At 53.1% G+C, this 18277-nt stretch carries 21 protein-coding genes; 10 read left to right on the top strand and 11 right to left on the bottom strand.

Annotated features, from left to right (window positions below; all coding sequences use genetic code 11):
• Positions 1-2 precede the first annotated feature (2 nt).
• The 6 genes from AB8615_RS03460 (at position 3) to nadA (ending at position 3983) form a co-directional block, all read left to right on the top strand.
• Complete coding sequence (locus AB8615_RS03460; RefSeq protein WP_409433547.1) at positions 3-1148, top strand: beta-ketoacyl-ACP synthase III; 1146 nt, start codon at positions 3-5, stop codon at positions 1146-1148.
• Between the two features lie 3 nt (positions 1149-1151).
• Positions 1152-1364, top strand: a complete 213-nt coding sequence (locus AB8615_RS03455) for a hypothetical protein (RefSeq protein ID WP_409433546.1) — start codon at positions 1152-1154, stop codon at positions 1362-1364.
• 62 nt (positions 1365-1426) lie between these two features.
• Positions 1427-1816 carry a SnoaL-like domain-containing protein gene (locus tag AB8615_RS03450; RefSeq protein ID WP_409433545.1) on the top strand — a complete coding sequence of 130 codons (390 nt, stop codon included), beginning with the start codon at positions 1427-1429 and terminating at the stop codon, positions 1814-1816.
• A 27-nt stretch (positions 1817-1843) separates the two neighbouring features.
• Positions 1844-2467, top strand: a complete 624-nt coding sequence (locus AB8615_RS03445; RefSeq protein ID WP_409433544.1) for an HD family hydrolase — start codon at positions 1844-1846, stop codon at positions 2465-2467.
• A gap of 1 nt (position 2468) precedes the next feature.
• Entirely contained in the window at positions 2469-2756 is a 288-nt protein-coding gene (locus AB8615_RS03440) for a hypothetical protein (RefSeq protein WP_409433543.1), read from the top strand.
• Between the two features lie 66 nt (positions 2757-2822).
• A complete protein-coding gene (gene nadA, locus AB8615_RS03435; protein ID WP_409433542.1) occupies positions 2823-3983 on the top strand; it encodes a quinolinate synthase NadA in 1161 nt (386 codons plus the stop codon).
• A gap of 121 nt (positions 3984-4104) precedes the next feature.
• Here the strand turns inward: nadA and AB8615_RS03430 are convergent, their stop codons facing one another.
• Positions 4105-4968 carry a hypothetical protein gene (locus AB8615_RS03430; protein ID WP_409433541.1) on the bottom strand — a complete coding sequence of 288 codons (864 nt, stop codon included), beginning with the start codon at positions 4966-4968 and terminating at the stop codon, positions 4105-4107.
• 201 nt (positions 4969-5169) lie between these two features.
• Here AB8615_RS03430 and AB8615_RS03425 point away from each other — a divergent pair, with 201 nt between their 5' ends.
• The gene (locus AB8615_RS03425; protein WP_409433540.1) at positions 5170-6696 is read left to right on the top strand and encodes an L-aspartate oxidase; all 1527 of its coding nucleotides are present in this window, start codon (positions 5170-5172) and stop codon (positions 6694-6696) included.
• A gap of 31 nt (positions 6697-6727) precedes the next feature.
• Positions 6728-7576, top strand: a complete 849-nt coding sequence (gene nadC, locus AB8615_RS03420) for a carboxylating nicotinate-nucleotide diphosphorylase (protein WP_418152686.1) — start codon at positions 6728-6730, stop codon at positions 7574-7576.
• A gap of 25 nt (positions 7577-7601) precedes the next feature.
• On the opposite strand, the gene AB8615_RS03415 is transcribed toward nadC, so the two are convergent.
• From AB8615_RS03415 to AB8615_RS03375, 9 genes are all read right to left on the bottom strand, one after another.
• Complete coding sequence (locus AB8615_RS03415) at positions 7602-7961, bottom strand: DUF6768 family protein (protein WP_409433538.1); 360 nt, start codon at positions 7959-7961, stop codon at positions 7602-7604.
• A gap of 12 nt (positions 7962-7973) precedes the next feature.
• The gene (locus AB8615_RS03410; protein ID WP_409433537.1) at positions 7974-8534 is read right to left on the bottom strand and encodes an RNA polymerase sigma factor; all 561 of its coding nucleotides are present in this window, start codon (positions 8532-8534) and stop codon (positions 7974-7976) included.
• Between the two features lie 92 nt (positions 8535-8626).
• On the bottom strand, positions 8627-9364 hold the full coding sequence (locus AB8615_RS03405) for a cell wall hydrolase (RefSeq protein ID WP_409433536.1): 738 nt from the start codon (positions 9362-9364) through the stop codon (positions 8627-8629).
• Between the two features lie 217 nt (positions 9365-9581).
• Positions 9582-12254 (bottom strand): pyruvate, phosphate dikinase, encoded by a 2673-nt coding sequence (gene ppdK, locus AB8615_RS03400; protein ID WP_418152683.1) that lies wholly within the window; start codon positions 12252-12254, stop codon positions 9582-9584.
• Positions 12255-12273: 19 nt separating this feature from the next.
• The gene (locus AB8615_RS03395) at positions 12274-12435 is read right to left on the bottom strand and encodes a hypothetical protein (protein WP_418152681.1); all 162 of its coding nucleotides are present in this window, start codon (positions 12433-12435) and stop codon (positions 12274-12276) included.
• A complete protein-coding gene (glyS, locus tag AB8615_RS03390) occupies positions 12419-14353 on the bottom strand; it encodes a glycine--tRNA ligase subunit beta (RefSeq protein WP_418152679.1) in 1935 nt (644 codons plus the stop codon). The genes AB8615_RS03395 and glyS overlap by 17 nt, the downstream gene beginning before the upstream one ends.
• Positions 14354-14476: 123 nt before the next feature.
• A complete protein-coding gene (locus AB8615_RS03385; RefSeq protein ID WP_409433533.1) occupies positions 14477-14962 on the bottom strand; it encodes a YegJ family protein in 486 nt (161 codons plus the stop codon).
• Entirely contained in the window at positions 14962-15894 is a 933-nt protein-coding gene (locus tag AB8615_RS03380) for a glycine--tRNA ligase subunit alpha (RefSeq protein WP_409433532.1), read from the bottom strand. Before AB8615_RS03380 ends, AB8615_RS03385 begins: the two co-directional genes overlap by 1 nt.
• A 39-nt stretch (positions 15895-15933) precedes the next feature.
• Complete coding sequence (locus AB8615_RS03375) at positions 15934-16200, bottom strand: DUF2007 domain-containing protein (protein ID WP_418152676.1); 267 nt, start codon at positions 16198-16200, stop codon at positions 15934-15936.
• Positions 16201-16257: 57 nt separating this feature from the next.
• Here AB8615_RS03375 and AB8615_RS03370 point away from each other — a divergent pair, with 57 nt between their 5' ends.
• Both AB8615_RS03370 and AB8615_RS03365 read left to right on the top strand, forming a co-directional pair.
• Positions 16258-16809: a polyprenyl synthetase family protein gene (locus tag AB8615_RS03370; RefSeq protein ID WP_418152674.1), complete on the top strand. Its 552-nt coding sequence runs from the start codon at positions 16258-16260 to the stop codon at positions 16807-16809.
• Positions 16790-17275, top strand: coding sequence for a polyprenyl synthetase family protein (locus AB8615_RS03365; RefSeq protein ID WP_418152672.1), 486 nt, complete (start codon positions 16790-16792; stop codon positions 17273-17275). Before AB8615_RS03370 ends, AB8615_RS03365 begins: the two co-directional genes overlap by 20 nt.
• A 2-nt stretch (positions 17276-17277) precedes the next feature.
• On the opposite strand, the gene AB8615_RS03360 is transcribed toward AB8615_RS03365, so the two are convergent.
• Positions 17278-18276, bottom strand: a complete 999-nt coding sequence (locus tag AB8615_RS03360) for a hypothetical protein (protein WP_418152671.1) — start codon at positions 18274-18276, stop codon at positions 17278-17280.
• Position 18277: the final 1 nt, after the last annotated feature.

Genomic DNA, 18277 nt, shown 5'->3' with positions numbered 1-18277 from the left:
TCGTGAAAGCCGTCATCAGCTCTACTGGTCTTTGGACACCCAAGGACAGCATTTCTAACGCAGAACTTGTCGAAGGCTTTAATGCCTATGTCGATAAGTGGAACAGCGAGAACGCAGACGAAATCGCGGCTGGCACCAAGGACGCTTTGACCTATTCCAACGCCGAATTTATCGAAAAAGCATCGGGCATCAAATCTCGATTTGTCATTTCCAAAGCCCCTATACTCGACCCGAATGTCATGGCGCCGCATATTCCTGCGCGTCCAGATAGTGAGCCGTCCATCCTTGCGGAAATTGCTGCGAAAGCCGCTGTGCAAGCGCTCGAAAACGCGGGACGCAAGGCCGAAGATGTCGACGCCGTCATCGTAGCCTGTTCGAATTTGCAGCGCGGCTACCCCGCGATTGCAGTTGAGATGCAAGACATTCTCGGCACAAGCGGGTTCGCGTTTGATATGAATGTCGCCTGCTCCTCTGCCACTTTCGGAATTGAGACAGCACGCGGTTTGATCATGGGCGGCTCCGCGAGATCTGTTTTGGTTGTAAACCCTGAAATCTGCACAGCACATCTAAATTTCAAAGATCGCGATGCGCATTTCATATTCGGCGATGTGGCTACCGCTATTTTGGTCGAGCGCGAAGATATGGCACCCGCCTCTCATTGGGAGATTATCGGCGCTAAACTCGTCACGCAGTTTTCCAATAATATCCGCAACAATTTCGGCTTCCTCAATCACACCGCGCCAGAAGATGACGGACTGCACGGCGAGCGCGGGCGGCGCGGCTTAACCGATAAATTATTCGTCCAAAACGGCCGCTCAGTCTTCAAGGAAGTCGTGCCGCTTGTGGCGAAGTTAATTAATTCGGAATGTGCCGAACACGGTATTGACCCCAATGATCTCAAGCGCATGTGGCTGCACCAAGCGAACCTGAATATGAATGTTCTGATTGCCAAGAAAGTCCTCGGCAAAGATGTCGATATTGAGCAAGCCCCAGTCGTCTTGGACGAATATGCCAATACTTCCTCGGCTGGTTCCATCATCGCATTTCACAAACATTCAGACGATTTCGACACTGGTGATACTGGCCTGATTTGCTCTTTCGGCGCAGGGTATTCCGCAGGCGCAATCTTTGTGCGCAAAGTCGCTTAGTTTTTGGAAACCTCAGCTAATTTTGAAGCTTTGCAAATCATTGGCGCAATTATTCAGTGCGCTGCTCTTCTTGCAATTATCTACGGACTATTTCGTCTGGCTCGCAAAAAACCTGTCTTCCGCGCCATTTTGATTGGCTTTATGATTATCGCAACACTGCTAATCATCGGAGCTTACTTTATCTTCAAAGACATGGGTAAAGGCTGGGCGCTTTAATTCAGGCTTAAAATCTCGGCCAAAATCTGCTATGCAAAGACTGCACAGAAGGAGACCTAGCTATGCCTACCCCAGATAAATTAATGCAAATCGGCCAGCAACTCGTCGATATGAATAACAACAATCAAAGCCGAGAATGTGTGCAGCAAATGTATGCAAAGGACTGCGTTTCCGCTGAAGCGATTGCTATGCCAGGACAATCTTCTAATGAAGTCACAGGTGTCGATGCGATCCTAGCCAAACATGATTGGTGGGAGAGCGCGAACGAGGTCCACGCCTCCAGCGCAGAAGGGCCTTTCGCGCACGGCAATGATCGGTTCTCTGTTATTTACGACATGGACATCACGGATAAACAATCTGGCGAGCGCACTCAAATGCGGGAAGTTGCGACATATTACGTCAATGAAGACGGACATATCCACCGCGAAGAGTTTGCTTATCCGCTAGGCTAGCCAAAGTCGGCGTGCTAATCGAACGCAATGTCTCGGTTCAAATCTCCAAAGTCTGCACCCCGTGCGTGGCAACGTATGCTCTCGGGGCGGCGTCTTGATCTGCTCGATCCTTCGCCTTTTGATATTGAGATCGAGGATATAGCCCGCGGCCTCGCGCGCGTGGCGCGGTGGAACGGGCAGACTTCGGGAGACCACGCATTTTCTGTCGCCGAGCATAGCGTGATTGTCGAGCAACTATTTGTAACTCTCAATCCCGCCGCGACGACAGCCGAGCGGCTCACCGCCCTGCTCCACGACGCGGCGGAATACGTTATCGGCGATATGATCAGCCCGTTTAAAAATGCGCTAGGTCTGGACTATAAGGACTTTGAAACACGGATCGAAACGGCTGTGCATTTGCGCTACGGCCTGCCGCCCAAAATGCCAGCGAGGTTGAAGAAAAAGATCAAGCAATGTGATCTCTATTGTGCATGGTTTGAAGCCACGCAAATTGCAGGGTTTGACCCGGTCGAAGCTGATCAGTTTTTCCTGACACCGCCTGAGACACTTGATCTTGTGCTATCGCCCCTTTCCGTCCGCGAGGCCGAAAAACTCTTCCTTGACCGTTTCACAGAATTGAATGACAGTCTGCGCCAACAATCGGGAGAATGAGATGAGCACTTTATTTGCATGGATTTCGGCCGCCTTTGCCGTCCTCGCCTTCATCGCTGTCGCTATGATGCTATATGCCGCCGCCACGGTCAGCGGCTCTGCGGGGATGGCGATTATTGCCTTTCAGCTTTGGGCGCTTATTGCGGGCTGTGCTGCGGTCGTCTTGGGAATTGTCGCACGACTGCTCGGTCGCGAAACGCTGAAAGGTCTAGGCGCAGCGAATTTCGGGATCGGCCTTGGGCTTGGCTCGCTCCTCGCTATGTTCATTATCGTCTTTATTTTTGGCTAAAATAATTGGCACTTTATGCCGAGCCTTCCTATATAAAGTTTGAGTAGTTTTTGGAGGAGCATGCGCATGGGTAAGGAACTCATCAACTGGGAAAATGGCCGTTGGATTGGTCAAACCCTTGAGGTTGAGAACGGCGTGTGCGCTGTGCCAGATGTCCCAGCGGAAGAGCTGCCCTACACAGACGAGGTTAAAGCCGCAACGGATCACCTCTACGCGGAAGTCGCAGACTTCATTCCCAAATTTGAATGGCCCGCTTATGCGCCGCTTGTCCACGCGATCAACACGCTGAAAAAAGAGAAAAAGGCAGTTATCTTGGCGCATAACTATATGACGCCTGATATTTTTGGCTTGATAGGCGATTATACGGGCGACAGCCTCGGACTTGCGATTGAAGCGACAAAAACGGATGCGGATATTATCATTCAGGGCGGCGTGCATTTCATGGCCGAAACGTCCAAAATCCTCTGCCCTGATAAGCGCGTTTTCATCCCGTCTATGCGCGCAGGCTGTTCTCTCGCAAGTTCAATCACGGGCGAGGACATAAAATTGATCAAGCAGCGCTATCCTGGCATCCCGGTTGTGACCTATGTCAACACATCGGCCGACGTGAAAGCCGAGAGCGATATTTGCTGCACCTCATCCAATGCTGTGGCGATTGTCGAGCATATTTGCGCGGAGTGGGGCGTCGACAAAGTCATCATGCTGCCAGATGAATTCCTTGCCAAAAACGTAGCGAAGCAGACCAAGATCGAAGTTATCGCCTGGCATGGCCGCTGCGAGGTTCACGCGCGTTTCTCCGCTCAAGATATTAAGGATATGCGCGCCGCTCACCCTGGTGTGACTGTGCTGGCCCATCCAGAGTGTCCGCCCGAAGTCGTGGCTGAATCTGATTTCACGGGCTCTACCAAAGCTATGTCTGACTATGTGTCGGATAATAAGCCGAAGAATGTGATCCTGCTGACAGAGTGTTCAATGTCTGACAATGTCGCGATGGAAAATCCGACTGTGGATTTCGTGCGTCCGTGCAATCTTTGCCCGCATATGAAGCGCATCACGCTTGAGAACATCTATGAGTGTCTGCGTGACGAGACCAATGAAGTGCTGGTCCCCGAAGAGATGCGCGTCCGCGCCCATAAAGCGGTGATGGATATGATCAATGTCAAATTTGATCCCGTCAAAGGCCACTTTGATCCAAGCCTGCCCGAAGTCGATGTAAAGGTGATCTGATCCCTGCATATTTTGTCGAAGACAGAATACGCACAAAGCCACAAAAACAGCCGCCTTAGTCCCAAAAAAATCCCGCCAACAGGTCAATCTGCAGCGGGATTTCTTGTAAGTTGTGTCAGTTCTAACGAACGGGTGTACCAAAACTTGGTGACATGATGTCATTTTGTGCATCGTTGAACGCATTATAGAGCGCTCCCCCCATACGGCGAGATTTTTTGTTCTTGGCAAAAGACTTTGATCCATCAAAAGCACCGAAGCTGAGATCGGCCCGATTGTTTTGACCGAAACCGCGCGCAACGACTTGGCCTGACGCGTTCACAACCTCAACATAGGCGTAACGATCTTTTGGCGCCTTTGATCCACCAAGACCTCCGAGGCTGCTGAGCGCATTCATTGCGCCGTCTACGCTGCGAAGTCCGCCGCGCACATCGCCAATGTCATTGTAGCCATTGCCAACATTCTTGGCGTAATATTCTGCGTTTCTAGCACTGTTTTGAACGCCTTGCGCAGTTCCGAGTGCATTGTCTACGCTACCCAGGCTAAATCCACCGCCGTCGCTTCCGCCACTTTGTGGAATACCGCCGCCTGATTGCGGGATGCCGCCCGCTTGTGGAATACCGCCAGCGTTTGACGTCACAGGCTCTAAAACAGATCGACCTGAGAAGTTGGATTCGCCTGCTGCAAACTCTTCAGGCGTCAAAGCGCCGTATCTAAGGGTGTAGGCGGCGCTACCTGCTGAGGCGACGTTAAAACAGTTAGACTTAGACACCATTGACTGCAAGACAACGCTTGGGTCATTGCTTTTCATCGTTCCCCATACACTGGCATCTGGCGCGGCGATGCCTATAGAGGCTTTGATAGATGGACATTGGCGGACATTAATCGGATAATCCGCTGCGATCGCTGTGCTGCCTGTGGCAATGCAGCCGAAAACTGCGATAGCTGCCGCTTTATAGATTTTAGATGCTCTTAATGTGGAAACCATAACATGACCCTCCCAATGTCATATGAGTTGCGCCATTACGCCTCTCTTCAGTATTAGCGTAGATTAATTTATTCGAAATGATCAAGAGCAATCTAGAGTGGTTTTCGAGAATATACAGCTAATCACCTCAAAATACGCCAAAAAACGAGTCGCTTACCCTTTATGCTAGCAATCAAGAGGGTCATTCTTTAACAAATCCACATGGCATTAGGTGACCTTGATACAAAACGACTTCCGACTGGCGCCGTGCTGATTGTCGGCGCGGGCTTGGCGGGGCTTTATTTGGCTTTGAAACTTGCGCCGCGACAGGTCTATGTTTTGACCTCTCGGCGGTCTTCTGTCGGGGCAGCGAGTGCGTGGGCGCAAGGCGGGATTGCCGCCGCGCTATCTCCCGATGATACAGCCGAGAGCCACGCAAGTGACACGATTGCAGCGGGCGACGGCTTGGTCGATCCAGAGATCGCGCGCATCCTGGCCACGGAAGGTCCAGACCGTGTGCGAGATCTCGCCGCGATGGGCGTTCCATTTGATCGCAACGACCAAGGCGAACTTTATCTCAGCCTCGAAGCCGCCCACTCCATGCCGCGCGTGGCACGGGTCAAAGGTGATACGGCGGGTGCAGAAATCATCAAAGTCATGGTCAAGAAGGCGCAAGACGCTGACCATATTACGGGCCTGATCGGCTGGCGGGCAGAGAGTTTGTTGCAAGACGGGAACGGCGCGATCGCCGGGGCTTTGGCGCGGAATGATGAAGGGTCAATGTTAGGCATTGAGGCCGATGTAACTGTTATGGCAACTGGCGGCGTCGGCGGATTATTTGCTGTCACGACAAACCCCCGCACCGCACGCGGTGACGCGCTGGGCATGGCGGCAGTGGTGGGCGCGCAGATGCGCGATATGGAATTTGTGCAATTTCATCCTACGGCGATAGACATTGGGCGCGACCCTGCCCCCCTCGCAACCGAAGCCCTACGCGGCGACGGGGCTACTTTGTGTAATTCGGACGGCGTGCGCTTCATGCCGCGCTACCACCCGCAAGGTGAATTGGCTCCTCGCGATGATGTAGCGCGCGCTATTTTTGCGGAGATTACAGCAGGACGGCAGCCTTACCTTGACTGCCGCACCGCGATCGGCAGCCACTTTCCAGAGCAATTTCCAACCGTCTTTGAAAGCTGCATGAGCGCCAATATCGACCCGCGCACTCAGTTGATCCCGATCGCGCCTGCCGTGCATTACCACATGGGCGGCATTGCGACTGATAGCTTCGGCCAAAGCTCGCTCGATAGCTTGCTGGCCGTCGGTGAGTGTTCAGCCGTGGGCGTCCACGGCGCTAACCGTCTAGCGAGTAATTCTCTGCTGGAGGCGACGGTTTTTGGCGGTCGCGCTGCAGAATATATCAATGGTCGTGATTGGGCCGAGCGCAAAGCCGGCACAATCCGCGTGCAGCCTTGGCTCGCCATGGGGCCAGAGGTGAGCCAATCCTTGCGTAACAGTATGACACTTAATTGTGGGGTTCGACGGAATGCAGCTAAACTGAACGAGTTATTGCAACTCATTGATACGCTGATCGAACGTGTGGGCCGAGCAAACCCGTTAGTAGCATCAAAGATGATTGCCTCGGCAGCACTGGCTCGCAACGAGTCTCGCGGTGGGCACTTTCGCGATGACTTCCCAAAAACGAAAACAAAAGCTGTCAGCAGCTATTTGACTTACGACATGCTGGATTAATCTATGACCCATCTCCCCCTCTCCCCCGACTGTGATTGAACCAATGGTGCGCCGTGCGCTGGAGGAGGATTTCGGCAATAGCGGCGACATTACCGCCAACTTGCTCGTCCCTGAAAGTGCAAAAGGGAAGTTGGTTATGCGGGCGCGCGAAGTGGGTGTGATCGCAGGGATGCAAGCAGCGCAGATGACCTACGCCATGGTCGATCCGCGTGTGAAATTTACGGTCAAAAAAAGCGATGGTTCACGGGTCAAAAAAGGCACGATTATCGCGACGGTTGAGGGCCCCACTCGGGCGCTCCTATCAGCGGAACGCGTTGCCCTGAACTTCCTCGGTCGTATGTCTGGCATCGCGACGTTGACGGCGCAATATGTGAGCCTGATCAAAGGCACATCCGGATTTGCTAACCCAGTCCGTATTGCTGCAACCCGTAAAACTACGCCCGGCCTGCGCGCGATTGAGAAACAAGCTGTGCTGGCTGGCGGGGGATTTACTCACCGCGAGAGCCTCGCCGCTGCGATTATGATCAAGGACAATCACATCGCGCTTGCGGGCGGCGTTGATAAAGCGCTGAAGGCGATTGCCAAAAACGCCGACCACATGACCCGAGTCAGCGTTGAGGTAGACGCGTTAGCGCAGCTCAAGAAAGTGCTTAAATATGCCCCGCATGTTGTCTTGCTGGATAATATGGGCGCGGACAAATTGCGAGAAGCCGTTGCGATTGTGGACGCTTATGACGGCCCGCGCCCCACGCTAGAAGCCTCTGGCGGCGTGAATTTGGACACTGTGCGCGGCTTAGCGGAGACTGGGATAGACGTCATCTCCATCGGGGCACTCACGCACTCCGCGCCCAATTTCGACATTGGCATGGATGCGAGCTAAAGCGCGCGAGCAGCATGGATGCGAGCTAATCCCGCGCAATAGCAAGCTGCAAGCGCTTCATTTCCCGCATAAGCGCTTGGCGATTGAGACGCATATTGAACCAAAGTTTCAAGGCGATTTGGGCAGAATTTAACAAGATCGCAAATGTAGCAAACAGAATTATCTGACGCAGATCAGTGGCTTGGAACATGCGCACAATACAATAAATCAAAGCCAATCCGGCGATTATAATTCCGCCCCAAGTCATCATAAACAAACCGCTGCCTTGACCTTTCAAGCTACCAAAGGCCTCCTCGTAATACCCCTTATTATTAATAGCCTTATCGATATAGGCCTCATCTTCCTCGCTCAGTAGGTCTTGTAATTTTTGATCAAAATTTGACATGATCATCTCCTTTCATTGGGTTTCATAGATATGCTTGAGGCGTTGACGCGCTTTAAACAGGCGTGACTTAATCGTGCCTATCGGGACGCCGAGCGCTGCACCGAGCTCAGCCCCAGTCAGTCCGTCAACGTAAAACATAGTCAGCAATAAGCTGTCATTCTTGGGCAGGTGCACCAGGGCATTGCGCAAAGCCAAGTCCTCGCCCGCATCGGACATATCAGGGGGCGGCATCGCAGCAATATCTTCGTTCAGTTTGCGCTGCTTAATCCGCCTCTTGATGTGGTCAGCTGCGCGGCGGCGCAAAATAGTATAGGCCCAAGCCGAGAAGTGCTCTGGATCTTTGAGGCGGTGAATATTTTTGGCCATCGCTAGCGCGGCGTCTTGGAGAATATCCTGCGCCAAATCGACATCGCCAGACTGCCGCATCGCAAATCGCAATAACCGTGCGTGCCAGCGTCTATAGAGTTGCTCAAATGCATAGCGGTCGCCATGGGACGCCAACAATGCCTGATAGGCGTCAAGCGCCTTGGCTTTATTTTTGGCTTTTGTTTGACTGTCTACCTTGCTGGCCACATGCGCTCTTTTCCTGACTGACATAACCTAAGTCAGTCAAAGCAGCAAAAAGGTTCATTTGGGGCGGACAAAAATGTCCCAAAGCGTAGAACTTACGGTGCGGGCGGTGCGACGGAGACTGTCACGACAGGCGCAGGGCGTTCGCGCCATTTATAGCTATAGAATAAATGCTCGCCGATCTGCTTTTCAAATCGCAAATCTGGGGCCCATTTTGGGGACACTTCAACGGTATGATAATGCGTGGCGCGATCTGTGTAGCGTTTATGCGCGCCGATCATGCTGACTTTCGCCATACTTTGTGAGCGAGCCCAAGCGCGGCCTTTGGGCGCTATGTCCATTGATCCATCGCAAGTGAAAGAGAATTGGCAGCCCGTATTACGTTGTGATCCCTGATAGACCACGCCGCAGATCGTATTGGGGTAATGTTTGCTTTTAACGCGGTTGTGAACGACTTCGGCCACGGCCAGTTGTCCAGAGCGCGATTCCGACCGCGCTTCATAATAGATCGCTTCAGACAAGCATTGTAGCTCCGCCATTTCTGTCGAAGCCGCACGGCGCAAATCAGATGTCAGCGTGATAAAGGGCTCTGTTGCCGCATAATCGGCTTTTAACGGCGAATCCGTCAAAATTTCGCCTAATTTCGTTGGCAATTCAGACGTAGTAATCACGGGTAAAGTTTGGAATTGAAATGCGATAGCTTTATCTTGCCAGATACTGGCTTCGCGCAAGTCGGCAGCCTGACCCGCAACCGCAGGCAGCGCCACTGACGCTGTTCCGATAGCAAATAGTGCAAGGCCCCAGCCAGCATATGATGTGCGTTTATTGCGCATGTGCGCTCCTTACAGCCCTAGCCCGTATCCAACAACTCTTCTCAACCGTTCCTATGGAAGAATCGTTCCAACTGTGGCTATCGCGCCACAGCGAAATACAGGTTAGAGTTAATCGTATCCTAATTTCAGCCTGTTTCAGCCCTATATTCAGGCAAAACATGGCCTGAACGCTCTAATCATGAACGCTTAGATAGGGAGGCTAATTAGAATTTACACCCTAATGGGCTGCAATTTTCGACGCAATCGCAGCTTGCGCCGCCGCCAAGCGCGCAATCGGGACGCGATAGGGGCTGCATGATACATATTTGAGTCCCGCATTGTGACAGAATCGGATGGAGGCTGGATCACCGCCATGCTCGCCGCAAATGCCGAGTTTCAAGTCTTTGTTGACGGCAGTCCCGCGCTCAACGGCAATCGAAATCAAGTCGCCAACACCGTCTTGGTCTAGCGTCACGAAAGGATCTTTTTCAATAATTCCCGCCCGCACATAGTCAGGCAAAAAGCGACCAGCATCATCGCGAGACAGGCCGAATGTCGTCTGCGTCAGGTCATTCGTGCCGAAACTGAAAAATGCCGCGTGTTCGGCAATGTCGCCTGCCCTCAACGCCGCACGCGGCAATTCGATCATCGTGCCGACGGAATAATCCAGAGCGCCCACATCTTGGGCAATTCTGTCAATCGCAGCCTTCAAGATTTCCAACTCCTTCGCGGATGACACGAGCGGGATCATGATTTCAGCAATCGGTGTCACACCGCTCTCGCTCGCGACCTGTTTCTGCGCTTCAAAAATCGCGCGGGCTTGCATCTCGTAAATTTCGGGATAGCTGATGCCTAGTCGGCAACCGCGATGACCCAGCATCGGATTGGTTTCGGCCAATTCCCGCGCACGCGACATGAGTTCCCGCGCAGAGACGCCCAGCGTATCAGCGACCGTCTGAATATCCGCTTCTTCATGTGGGAGGAATTCATGTAACGGCGGGTCGAGCAAGCGGATCATACAAGGCAGGCTTTGCCCGTCCTTAGCCATAATCCGGAAAATCGCTGCGAAATCATCCGTCTGTACAGGCAAAATCTTCGCCAAAGCAGCTTCTCGACCGTCTTTATCTGTCGCCAGTATCATCTCGCGGAAATTACCGAGGCGGCTTTCTTCGAAGAACATATGCTCAGTGCGGCAGAGGCCAATACCTTCTGCGCCGAAGTCTTTAGCAGTTTGCACATCCAGCGGCGTCTCCGCATTTGTGCGAATACCTAGCGTGCGGGCCTCGTCTGCCCAAGCCATGATCTTGGCGAAATCTCCTGACAGTTCGGGCTGGATCATCTCGACCTCGCCTGCAAAAACATGCCCCGTAGCGCCGTCCACTGTGACCGTCTCGCCTTTCTTGACGACACGGCCCATGACAGAAAATTCCTGCGCGGCCAGATCAATGCGAATAGTGCCAGCGCCAGATACGCAAGGCTTTCCCATGCCCCGCGCGACCACTGCCGCATGAGAGGTCATGCCACCGCGAGCGGTCACAATCGCTTCCGCAGCGTGCATGCCGTGAATGTCTTCGGGCGAGGTTTCCGTGCGCACCAAAATGACTTTGTGGCCCGCTTTTTTGAGCGCTTCCGCCTCGTCAGAAGTAAATACGACTTCGCCAATCGCCGCGCCTGGTGATGCTGGGAGGCCTGAGGCGATAATATCGCGCGGCGCATCGGGAGATAACGTCGGATGCAATAGCTGATCCAAAGACAGCGCATCAACGCGCATCAAGGCTTCGTCCTGTGATATTTGACCTGCTGCAGCCATATCTACCGCGATTTTTAACGCCGCCCGCGCAGTCCGTTTCCCTGTCCGCGTTTGCAGCATCCAAAGCTTGCCGCGCTCGACTGTGAACTCGATATCCTGCATGTCGCGGTAATGCGCTTCTAGCGACACGAAGGTCTCCGCTAGCTGTGCGTAGACGTCTGGCATGGCTTCTTCCATAGACGGCGCTTCGTCGCCCATATTCTCCCGCGCGACTTTCGTGAGCGTTTGCGGCGTGCGGATGCCTGCAACGACGTCTTCACCCTGAGCATTGATCAGGAATTCCCCGTAATAAGTGTTCTCGCCCGTCGAGGGGTCGCGGGTGAAAGCGACTCCTGTCGCGGACGTTTCGCCCATATTGCCAAACACCATTGCCTGCACATTCACGGCCGTACCCCACGCGGCGGGAATGTCGTTGAGGCGGCGATAGACGACAGCGCGATCATTCATCCAGCTGCCAAAGACCGCGTCAATCGCGCCTTGTAACTGCACACGCGGGTCTTGTGGGAAATCATAGCCTAACTCTCGCTTGGCCGCGTCTTTGAACCGCCCAACCAGCGTTTCCCAATCTTCGGCGTTCAGTTCTGTATCGAGCATGTAGCCGCGATTGTCTTTGAACGTCTCTAGGATGTCTTCAAAAGTGTGGTGATGCACACCCAACACAACGTCCGCATACATGGTGATAAAGCGGCGGTAACTGTCAAACGCAAAACGACGATCACCAGAGAGTTTGGCGAGGCCTTCAACCGTCTCGTCGTTCAAGCCAAGGTTTAGAACTGTGTCCATCATCCCAGGCATTGATGCGCGCGCGCCAGACCTCACAGAGACGAGCAGCGGATTTTCTGCGTCGCCAAAGACTTTGTCCGTCAGTTTTTCGATATGAGCGAGGCCCGCTTCGACTTGTGGATCGAGATCATCGGGATATTGTTCGCCGTTTTTATAATAGGTCGTGCAGACCTCTGTCGTCATCGTGAAGCCGGGCGGCACAGGTAGGCCGAGTGAGGCCATTTCTGCGAGGTTAGCGCCCTTTCCGCCGAGCAGGTTTTTCATGGATGTGTCGCCCTCGGCTGACCCACCGCCGAATGCGTAAACCCATTGTGTCATGACCTAAATCCTTGTCACTTTAACCTGAAATCGCTTCGAAATCTGCGATCTGCCGCGCCGTATCACGGATCAATCCCAAGAGTCTAAGGTTGTTTTCTTTGACAGCGGTGTCATCGGAAATAACCTGAACGTGTGTGAAAAATGCATCAATCGGGCCGCGCAATTCAGCGAGATGTTCCATCGCAGCGGTATAATCCTCGATCCGCCAAAGCCGTTTCGATCTGCGGTCCCGCAGTTTGAAGAGCGTCATAAAGCGCCGCTGATTCTGCCGCAGACGGGCGTTTCGGCGCGCCGTCAGGTAAATCGCATTTCTTCGCCTCGGCTTTGAGGATGTTCGCCGCGCGCTTATAGCCAGCTAGCAAGTCTTCTCCGTCTTTGGTGTCGAGGAAGGTTTGGAGAGCGGTCACGCGGTTGACGATCGCGACGAGATCATCCTTAAGATTGCCGCCAGATTTGCGGGAAATGACCGCCATCATGCAATCACGATCGCTTCCCTTATCTTTAAGATCAATGGCCATGCGATCTAAAACAAACGCAAATAAGTGAAAATCTAGTTTTTGTCCCTCATCGTGCCATTCACCCAGTTCTGAAATCGCTTCGTCTTTAATTTTCTGATCAAATAATGCGTTTGTTTCTTTTTCTAATTCGCGCTGAGCGACTAATTTCTCTGCACCCACACTAAATTTACTTGTTAATTCACCTGGAATTTGGCATCTCGCAAAAACGATCACGTCAAACAGTTTCAACCGAACCCCATTTTCCAGAATGATCCGCACAACGCCCAGCGCGGCGCGTCTCAGCGCAAAGGGGTCTTTGGAGCCTGTCGGTTTTTCGTCAATCGCCCAGAAGCCGACGAGGGTATCGAGCTTGTCCGCCAGCGCGACGGCGACGGCGACGGGGTTTGTAGGGACAGAATCGTTTGGCCCTTGGGGTTTGTAATGGTCTTCAATCGCGGCGGCGATGTCGGGGTCAGCGCCCTCTTCAGCCTCATACATCAGGCGGCCAATCTGCCCTTGCAAGCTCGTAAATTCGATGACGGTCTGCGTCACCAAATCACACTTTGCGAGCTTCGCCGCTTGCTCCGCTTTGTCAGGATCAGCGCCCACTTTCGGGGCGAGTTCCCGCGCCAGCGCTGCCACGCGTTCGGCCTTATCTTTGATGCTGCCGAGCTTTTTATGAAACACCACCGTGTCGAGTTTATCGTAATACTCGATGAGGTTTTTCTTACGATCTTCGCTTTGGAAAAACACGGCGTCAGAAAGGCGCGCAGACAGCACTTTAGAGTTCCCTTTCGCGATCTCTTGCCCGCCATCGGGCGCGGCTTGGTTGGCCACAACAATAAAGTTTGGCGCGAGCTTTCCCGTCTTCGGATCACGCACAGCGAAGTATTTTTGGTGCGTCCGCATAGACAGGCGAATGACCTCAGACGGCAGCTCTAAAAAGCGCGGGTCCATGTCGCCGAGAATGACGACAGGCCATTCCGCGAGGCCCGCAACTTCGGCCAGCAATCCTTCATCTTCGACGAGTTCCAAGCCTTGATCAGAACACGCTTTCCGCGCTTGATCGATAATTAATTGCTTCCGTTTTTCGTGGGATAAGACAACATGCCCCTCCCCTTCCAACGCTTTCACATAACCTGATAAGTCATTGATATCGAATGGCCCTTTACCCAAACGACGATGGCCCTCAGTGGTGTTACCTGTCTTAATCCCGCCAACTTCAAAATCGACAACCTTACCATCCAGCAAACAGATCATGGACCGCAAAGGCCGCACCCAACGGAAGTTCGAGCGGCCAGATTTCATAGACTTCGGCCATGGGAAATTCTGCATCACAGAGGGAATTAATTCCGCAATTATTTCCGCGCTATCGCGTCCCGCACTCTCCATCACAGCGACATAAATCTCGCCCTTTTTCGGGTCATTGCGGATCTCGGCTTGTGAAATATCTGTCAGGCCAGCAGCGCGCATAAAGCCCGCCAAGGCTTGTTCCGGCGAGCCAACTTTTGGCCCCTTGCGTTCTTCGGATACATCGGGACTGCGCAGCGGAATATCGGCCGCAAAAACTAAGCGGCGCGGCTCCCGCAAATGTGGTGACATTGTCAACGGACAAGCCAGCCTTCGTCAGCCCGTCTGTTAGCATTTTGGACAAGTCCTGCCCTGCCCGCACTTGCATGCGCGCTGGGATTTCTTCGCAGAAAATTTCAAACAGGAATTCGGCCATTACGGTTCTTCACTTAATAGGGCTTTGACTTGACGTTTTTGTTCTGCGTTCATCGTGTCAAACATTGTACGGGTCGTGTAGTGACCATACAGTTTTTCGTCTTTCATATACTGCCAGTCGGAAATATCGTCCTCAACGAAGCTCACGCGGTCCCCAATTTTTAAGTCCGCCACAGCGTATGGTTCATTCGCAATAACGGCGGTCATGCGACCGTCAGTGCGGCTGATCTTATCCATCCAAATATGCTCTAGCGAGTTGTCCGTTGTCGGGAACGCAACTTTCACAGAGTAATTAGATGTACCAGCGGGCGGGTTGTCCAACATCTCCCAGAATTTTGGCAATGTCTCGCGGGCCTTGTCGCGGGCTTCAATGAGCGCATCCTTTTGCGGATCAACGTAAGTCATCGTCTTTGGCTTTGGATTGCAAGCCGTGAGCGCGGCGGGTGCAGCGATAAGACATAGCGCAAGGAAAGTGTGCTTTATCATTACTGCCACGCTCTTTCCGCTTGTGCCGCGATCATTTCAGCTTCGCGCGCAACATGTGCTTCCGCACAGCCTTTGGCGAGATCGCGCACACGCTTGATATATTCTTGGCGCTGGGTCGGGCTGACCACGCCGCGTGCATCGAGGAGGTTGAACAGATGTGACGCCTTCAAAGCATGCTCATAGGCAGGCAGCGGGAGCGGTTTTTCGAGCGCCAGCAAATGCTTACACTCGGCTTCTGCATATTTGAATTTCTCAAGAATTTTCTCAGCATCAGAGTGTTCAAAATTATAAGTCGATTGCTGCACTTCGTTTTCATGGAATACATCACCGTAAAGCACTTCGGGCGTGCCGTTGGCTTCGTTTGCCGCTGTGAAGACAAGATCATAGACATTGTCGACATTTTGCACATACATAGCGAGACGTTCTAGCCCGTAGGTCAACTCACCAGAGACGGGTGAGACATCGAGCCCGCCGACCTGCTGGAAATAGGTGTATTGCGACACTTCCATGCCGTCACACCAGACTTCCCATCCGAGGCCCCAAGCGCCAACCGTTGGGTTTTCCCAATCATCCTCGACAAAACGAATATCGTGGAGGTCCATATCGATACCGATGGCTTCGAGGCTACCCAGATATAGCTCCTGATAATTGGGCGGGTTGGGCTTCATAATCACTTGGAATTGGTAGTAATGCTGCAGCCGGTTTGGGTTCTCGCCGTAGCGACCATCGGCGGGACGGCGCGATGGCTGCACATAGGCGACATTCCACGGCTTCGGCCCTAATGACCGCAGAACAGTCGCAGGGTGCAGCGTCCCAGCCCCAACTTCTGTATCAAATGGCTGCAAAATCACGCAACCCTGTTCGGCCCAATAGCGCTGCAGGGTGAGGATCAAATCCTGAAAAGACAGAGGTTTTTTGGTCGCATGCGTCATGGGAGTGATGTGTATTGAATCGGCGCCAGATTTCAAGCGCTAAACCCGCACTAGCTCATCACCCATATCAGCGTCGATCAAGGCTTGGCGGGCATCGTCAGCATCATCTGCTAGCACCATAACGCGGCGCGGGATGACGCCGATCGAGCCCTCAATGATGGACACATTTTGATCCATGATGAAATATTCAATCTGCGCTTCTTTCAGCACAGCCTCAACATAGTTCAGCGTGGCGGGATTGACGGTTTTTAGGATGCAAATCACAAGGCTCTCCATTTTTGCAATAGCTGCCATCTGTGACGCCATTGCCTCTTGCCGCCTGACATAACCCACACTAGGTTAGGGTCAAGAAACAAAGGTGGTATGGTGAACGCACCCGCACAAATACAAGACGACAATGCCCTGAGCCCCGCGCAGACATTATGGGATATGGCGTCCGATGATATGGCATCCGTTGATGCGCTGATCCTAGAGCGGATGCAAAGCCCAGTTGGCTTGATTCCGAACCTTGGGCAGCACTTAGTCGGCGCGGGCGGAAAGCGTTTGCGCCCCCTCTTAACAGTCGCTGCGTCTCGCATGTTAGGATATGACGGCACGGGCCACCACAAACTCGCTGCCGCTGTCGAATTTATCCACTCTGCCACGCTGTTGCACGATGATGTGGTGGACGAGAGTGCGCTACGGCGCGGCAAAAAACCTGCAAATCTGATTTGGGGCAATAGCGCATCTATCCTTGTGGGGGATTTCCTATTTGCACGCGCGTTCAACCTCATGGTGGAAACGGGCAGCATGGAAGCGCTCGGCATTTTGTCCAATGCGTCCTCTGTGATTGCGGAAGGCGAAGTGCAACAACTCGCGGCTCCTGCGCAATGTGTCTATGACAGAAGCGGATTACATGTCCGTGATCAAAGCTAAAACGGCGGCGCTTTTTGCGGCGGCTACCGAAGTTGCGCCGGTTCTAGCTGAACGCCCTGCGGCTGAACGTGAAGCCTTGCGCGAATATGGACTCAAACTTGGCTTGGCGTTTCAATTAGTCGATGATGCCCTGGATTACGGGGGATTTGAAAGTGCATTGGGTAAGTCTGTCGGAGATGATTTCCGCGAAGGGAAAATGACGCTGCCTGTCATTCGGGCTGTTGCCGTGGCTGACGCGGACGAGACTGCTTTTTGGCGACGGGTGATTGTCGATCACGACCAGACGCCTGTCGACCTGGAGACTGCCGTGTCATATCTGCGCAAGGCGGGGGCATTGGAAAGCACGATGGATTTGGCGAAAGTCTTTTCCAAAGATGCCGCAGACGCGCTGGATATTTTTCCCAAGAGCGCATGGCGGGATACACTGCAAAACCTTGCTGGCTTCGTCGTCGCCCGCATCAGCTAGCCCTATTGCGGCAAGCGTTTTGACGCTGCAATATAGATTACACTTAGCAAAATGACAGGCACGATCAGGATAAGCGGCGAGGTCAGCCAACCTTTTGTCGCGCCATAAACGACGATATTTCCCATGATTAGCGTCAGAAATCCATATATCCAAGCGACGTTCTTATGACCGCGTCCGCCGCGTATAAGTCTTTGATATATATGCTGATTGTGCGCTTGCCATATCCGCTCACCGCGCATGGCCCGCCGCGCCATCGTTAATAATCCATCGGCGAGAAATGGCAAGACCAAGAGAGGGCCCGCATAGACTGGCGACGAATTTGGCGCTTCTGAAATCAGCAGTAAAATGAGGCCCGCATAGGTAAATCCAATGACAAGCGACCCGACATCACCCGCAAATACTTTGGCACGTGCGCGAAAATTATAGGGCAAAAACCCAACTATCGCCGCTCCGACTATCAGGGCCAATACGGCGGAGAGCGGCGCACCGCTACTGACAGATATGCCGAACAAAGCGAAGGCTGCTACGCTCATGGAGAGTCCCATCAAACCGTTGGAGCCGTCCATAAAGTTGACGATGTTGGTGACGGTGAAAAGCCACAAAACACTCCCTACAAAGCCTAGAACATAAGGAAGTGACAGGCTTTCCGTCCCGATAGGCAGTTGCGTCACAGGCCCAATCGCCCAAACTGCCAAAGCACAAATTAGTCCCAACACAAGCATCTTCAGGCCAGTTGGCAATGTCATGGCATCATCAGTCAAGCCGACAATCCCCACAGCAAAAACAAGCGACAGAAAGGGCGTAAAGCTCGGCAGGAAGTTAAGATTTGGGATCAAATGCGGCAGGGCTAACGCGCAAATCCCGAGCGCCGCCAACACGCCGATCGCACCACCGCGCGGGGTGACGCGACTATGCGCACTGCGAGCGTTTGGTACGTCTGATAGTCCAGCGTACCGCCATAAAACCCGTAAAGGCGAGTGATGTGAAGAAAGCCAACGCAAT

The organism is Litorimonas sp. RW-G-Af-16 (assembly GCF_048319245.1).
In the GTDB taxonomy this organism is placed as follows: domain Bacteria; phylum Pseudomonadota; class Alphaproteobacteria; order Caulobacterales; family Maricaulaceae; genus Litorimonas.
Note: the sequence above shows the minus strand (reverse complement) of the source record. Positions and strands in the feature narration are given on the sequence as shown.

Coding starts and splice junctions, on each gene's coding strand:
- AB8615_RS03445 (WP_409433544.1), top strand. CDS start 1,844: ATGTCTCGGTTCAAATCTCCAAAGTCTGCACCCCGTGCGTGGCAACGT.
- AB8615_RS03405 (WP_409433536.1), bottom strand. CDS start 9,364: ATGCGCAATAAACGCACATCATATGCTGGCTGGGGCCTTGCACTATTT.
- AB8615_RS03440 (WP_409433543.1), top strand. CDS start 2,469: ATGAGCACTTTATTTGCATGGATTTCGGCCGCCTTTGCCGTCCTCGCC.
- AB8615_RS03365 (WP_418152672.1), top strand. CDS start 16,790: ATGTCCGTGATCAAAGCTAAAACGGCGGCGCTTTTTGCGGCGGCTACC.
- AB8615_RS03375 (WP_418152676.1), bottom strand. CDS start 16,200: ATGGCGTCACAGATGGCAGCTATTGCAAAAATGGAGAGCCTTGTGATT.
- AB8615_RS03430 (WP_409433541.1), bottom strand. CDS start 4,968: ATGGTTTCCACATTAAGAGCATCTAAAATCTATAAAGCGGCAGCTATC.
- AB8615_RS03385 (WP_409433533.1), bottom strand. CDS start 14,962: ATGATAAAGCACACTTTCCTTGCGCTATGTCTTATCGCTGCACCCGCC.
- ppdK (WP_418152683.1), bottom strand. CDS start 12,254: ATGACACAATGGGTTTACGCATTCGGCGGTGGGTCAGCCGAGGGCGAC.
- AB8615_RS03370 (WP_418152674.1), top strand. CDS start 16,258: ATGGTGAACGCACCCGCACAAATACAAGACGACAATGCCCTGAGCCCC.
- AB8615_RS03395 (WP_418152681.1), bottom strand. CDS start 12,435: ATGGAACATCTCGCTGAATTGCGCGGCCCGATTGATGCATTTTTCACA.
- AB8615_RS03380 (WP_409433532.1), bottom strand. CDS start 15,894: ATGACGCATGCGACCAAAAAACCTCTGTCTTTTCAGGATTTGATCCTC.
- glyS (WP_418152679.1), bottom strand. CDS start 14,353: ATGTCACCACATTTGCGGGAGCCGCGCCGCTTAGTTTTTGCGGCCGAT.
- nadA (WP_409433542.1), top strand. CDS start 2,823: ATGGGTAAGGAACTCATCAACTGGGAAAATGGCCGTTGGATTGGTCAA.
- AB8615_RS03415 (WP_409433538.1), bottom strand. CDS start 7,961: ATGTCAAATTTTGATCAAAAATTACAAGACCTACTGAGCGAGGAAGAT.
- AB8615_RS03425 (WP_409433540.1), top strand. CDS start 5,170: ATGGCATTAGGTGACCTTGATACAAAACGACTTCCGACTGGCGCCGTG.
- AB8615_RS03450 (WP_409433545.1), top strand. CDS start 1,427: ATGCCTACCCCAGATAAATTAATGCAAATCGGCCAGCAACTCGTCGAT.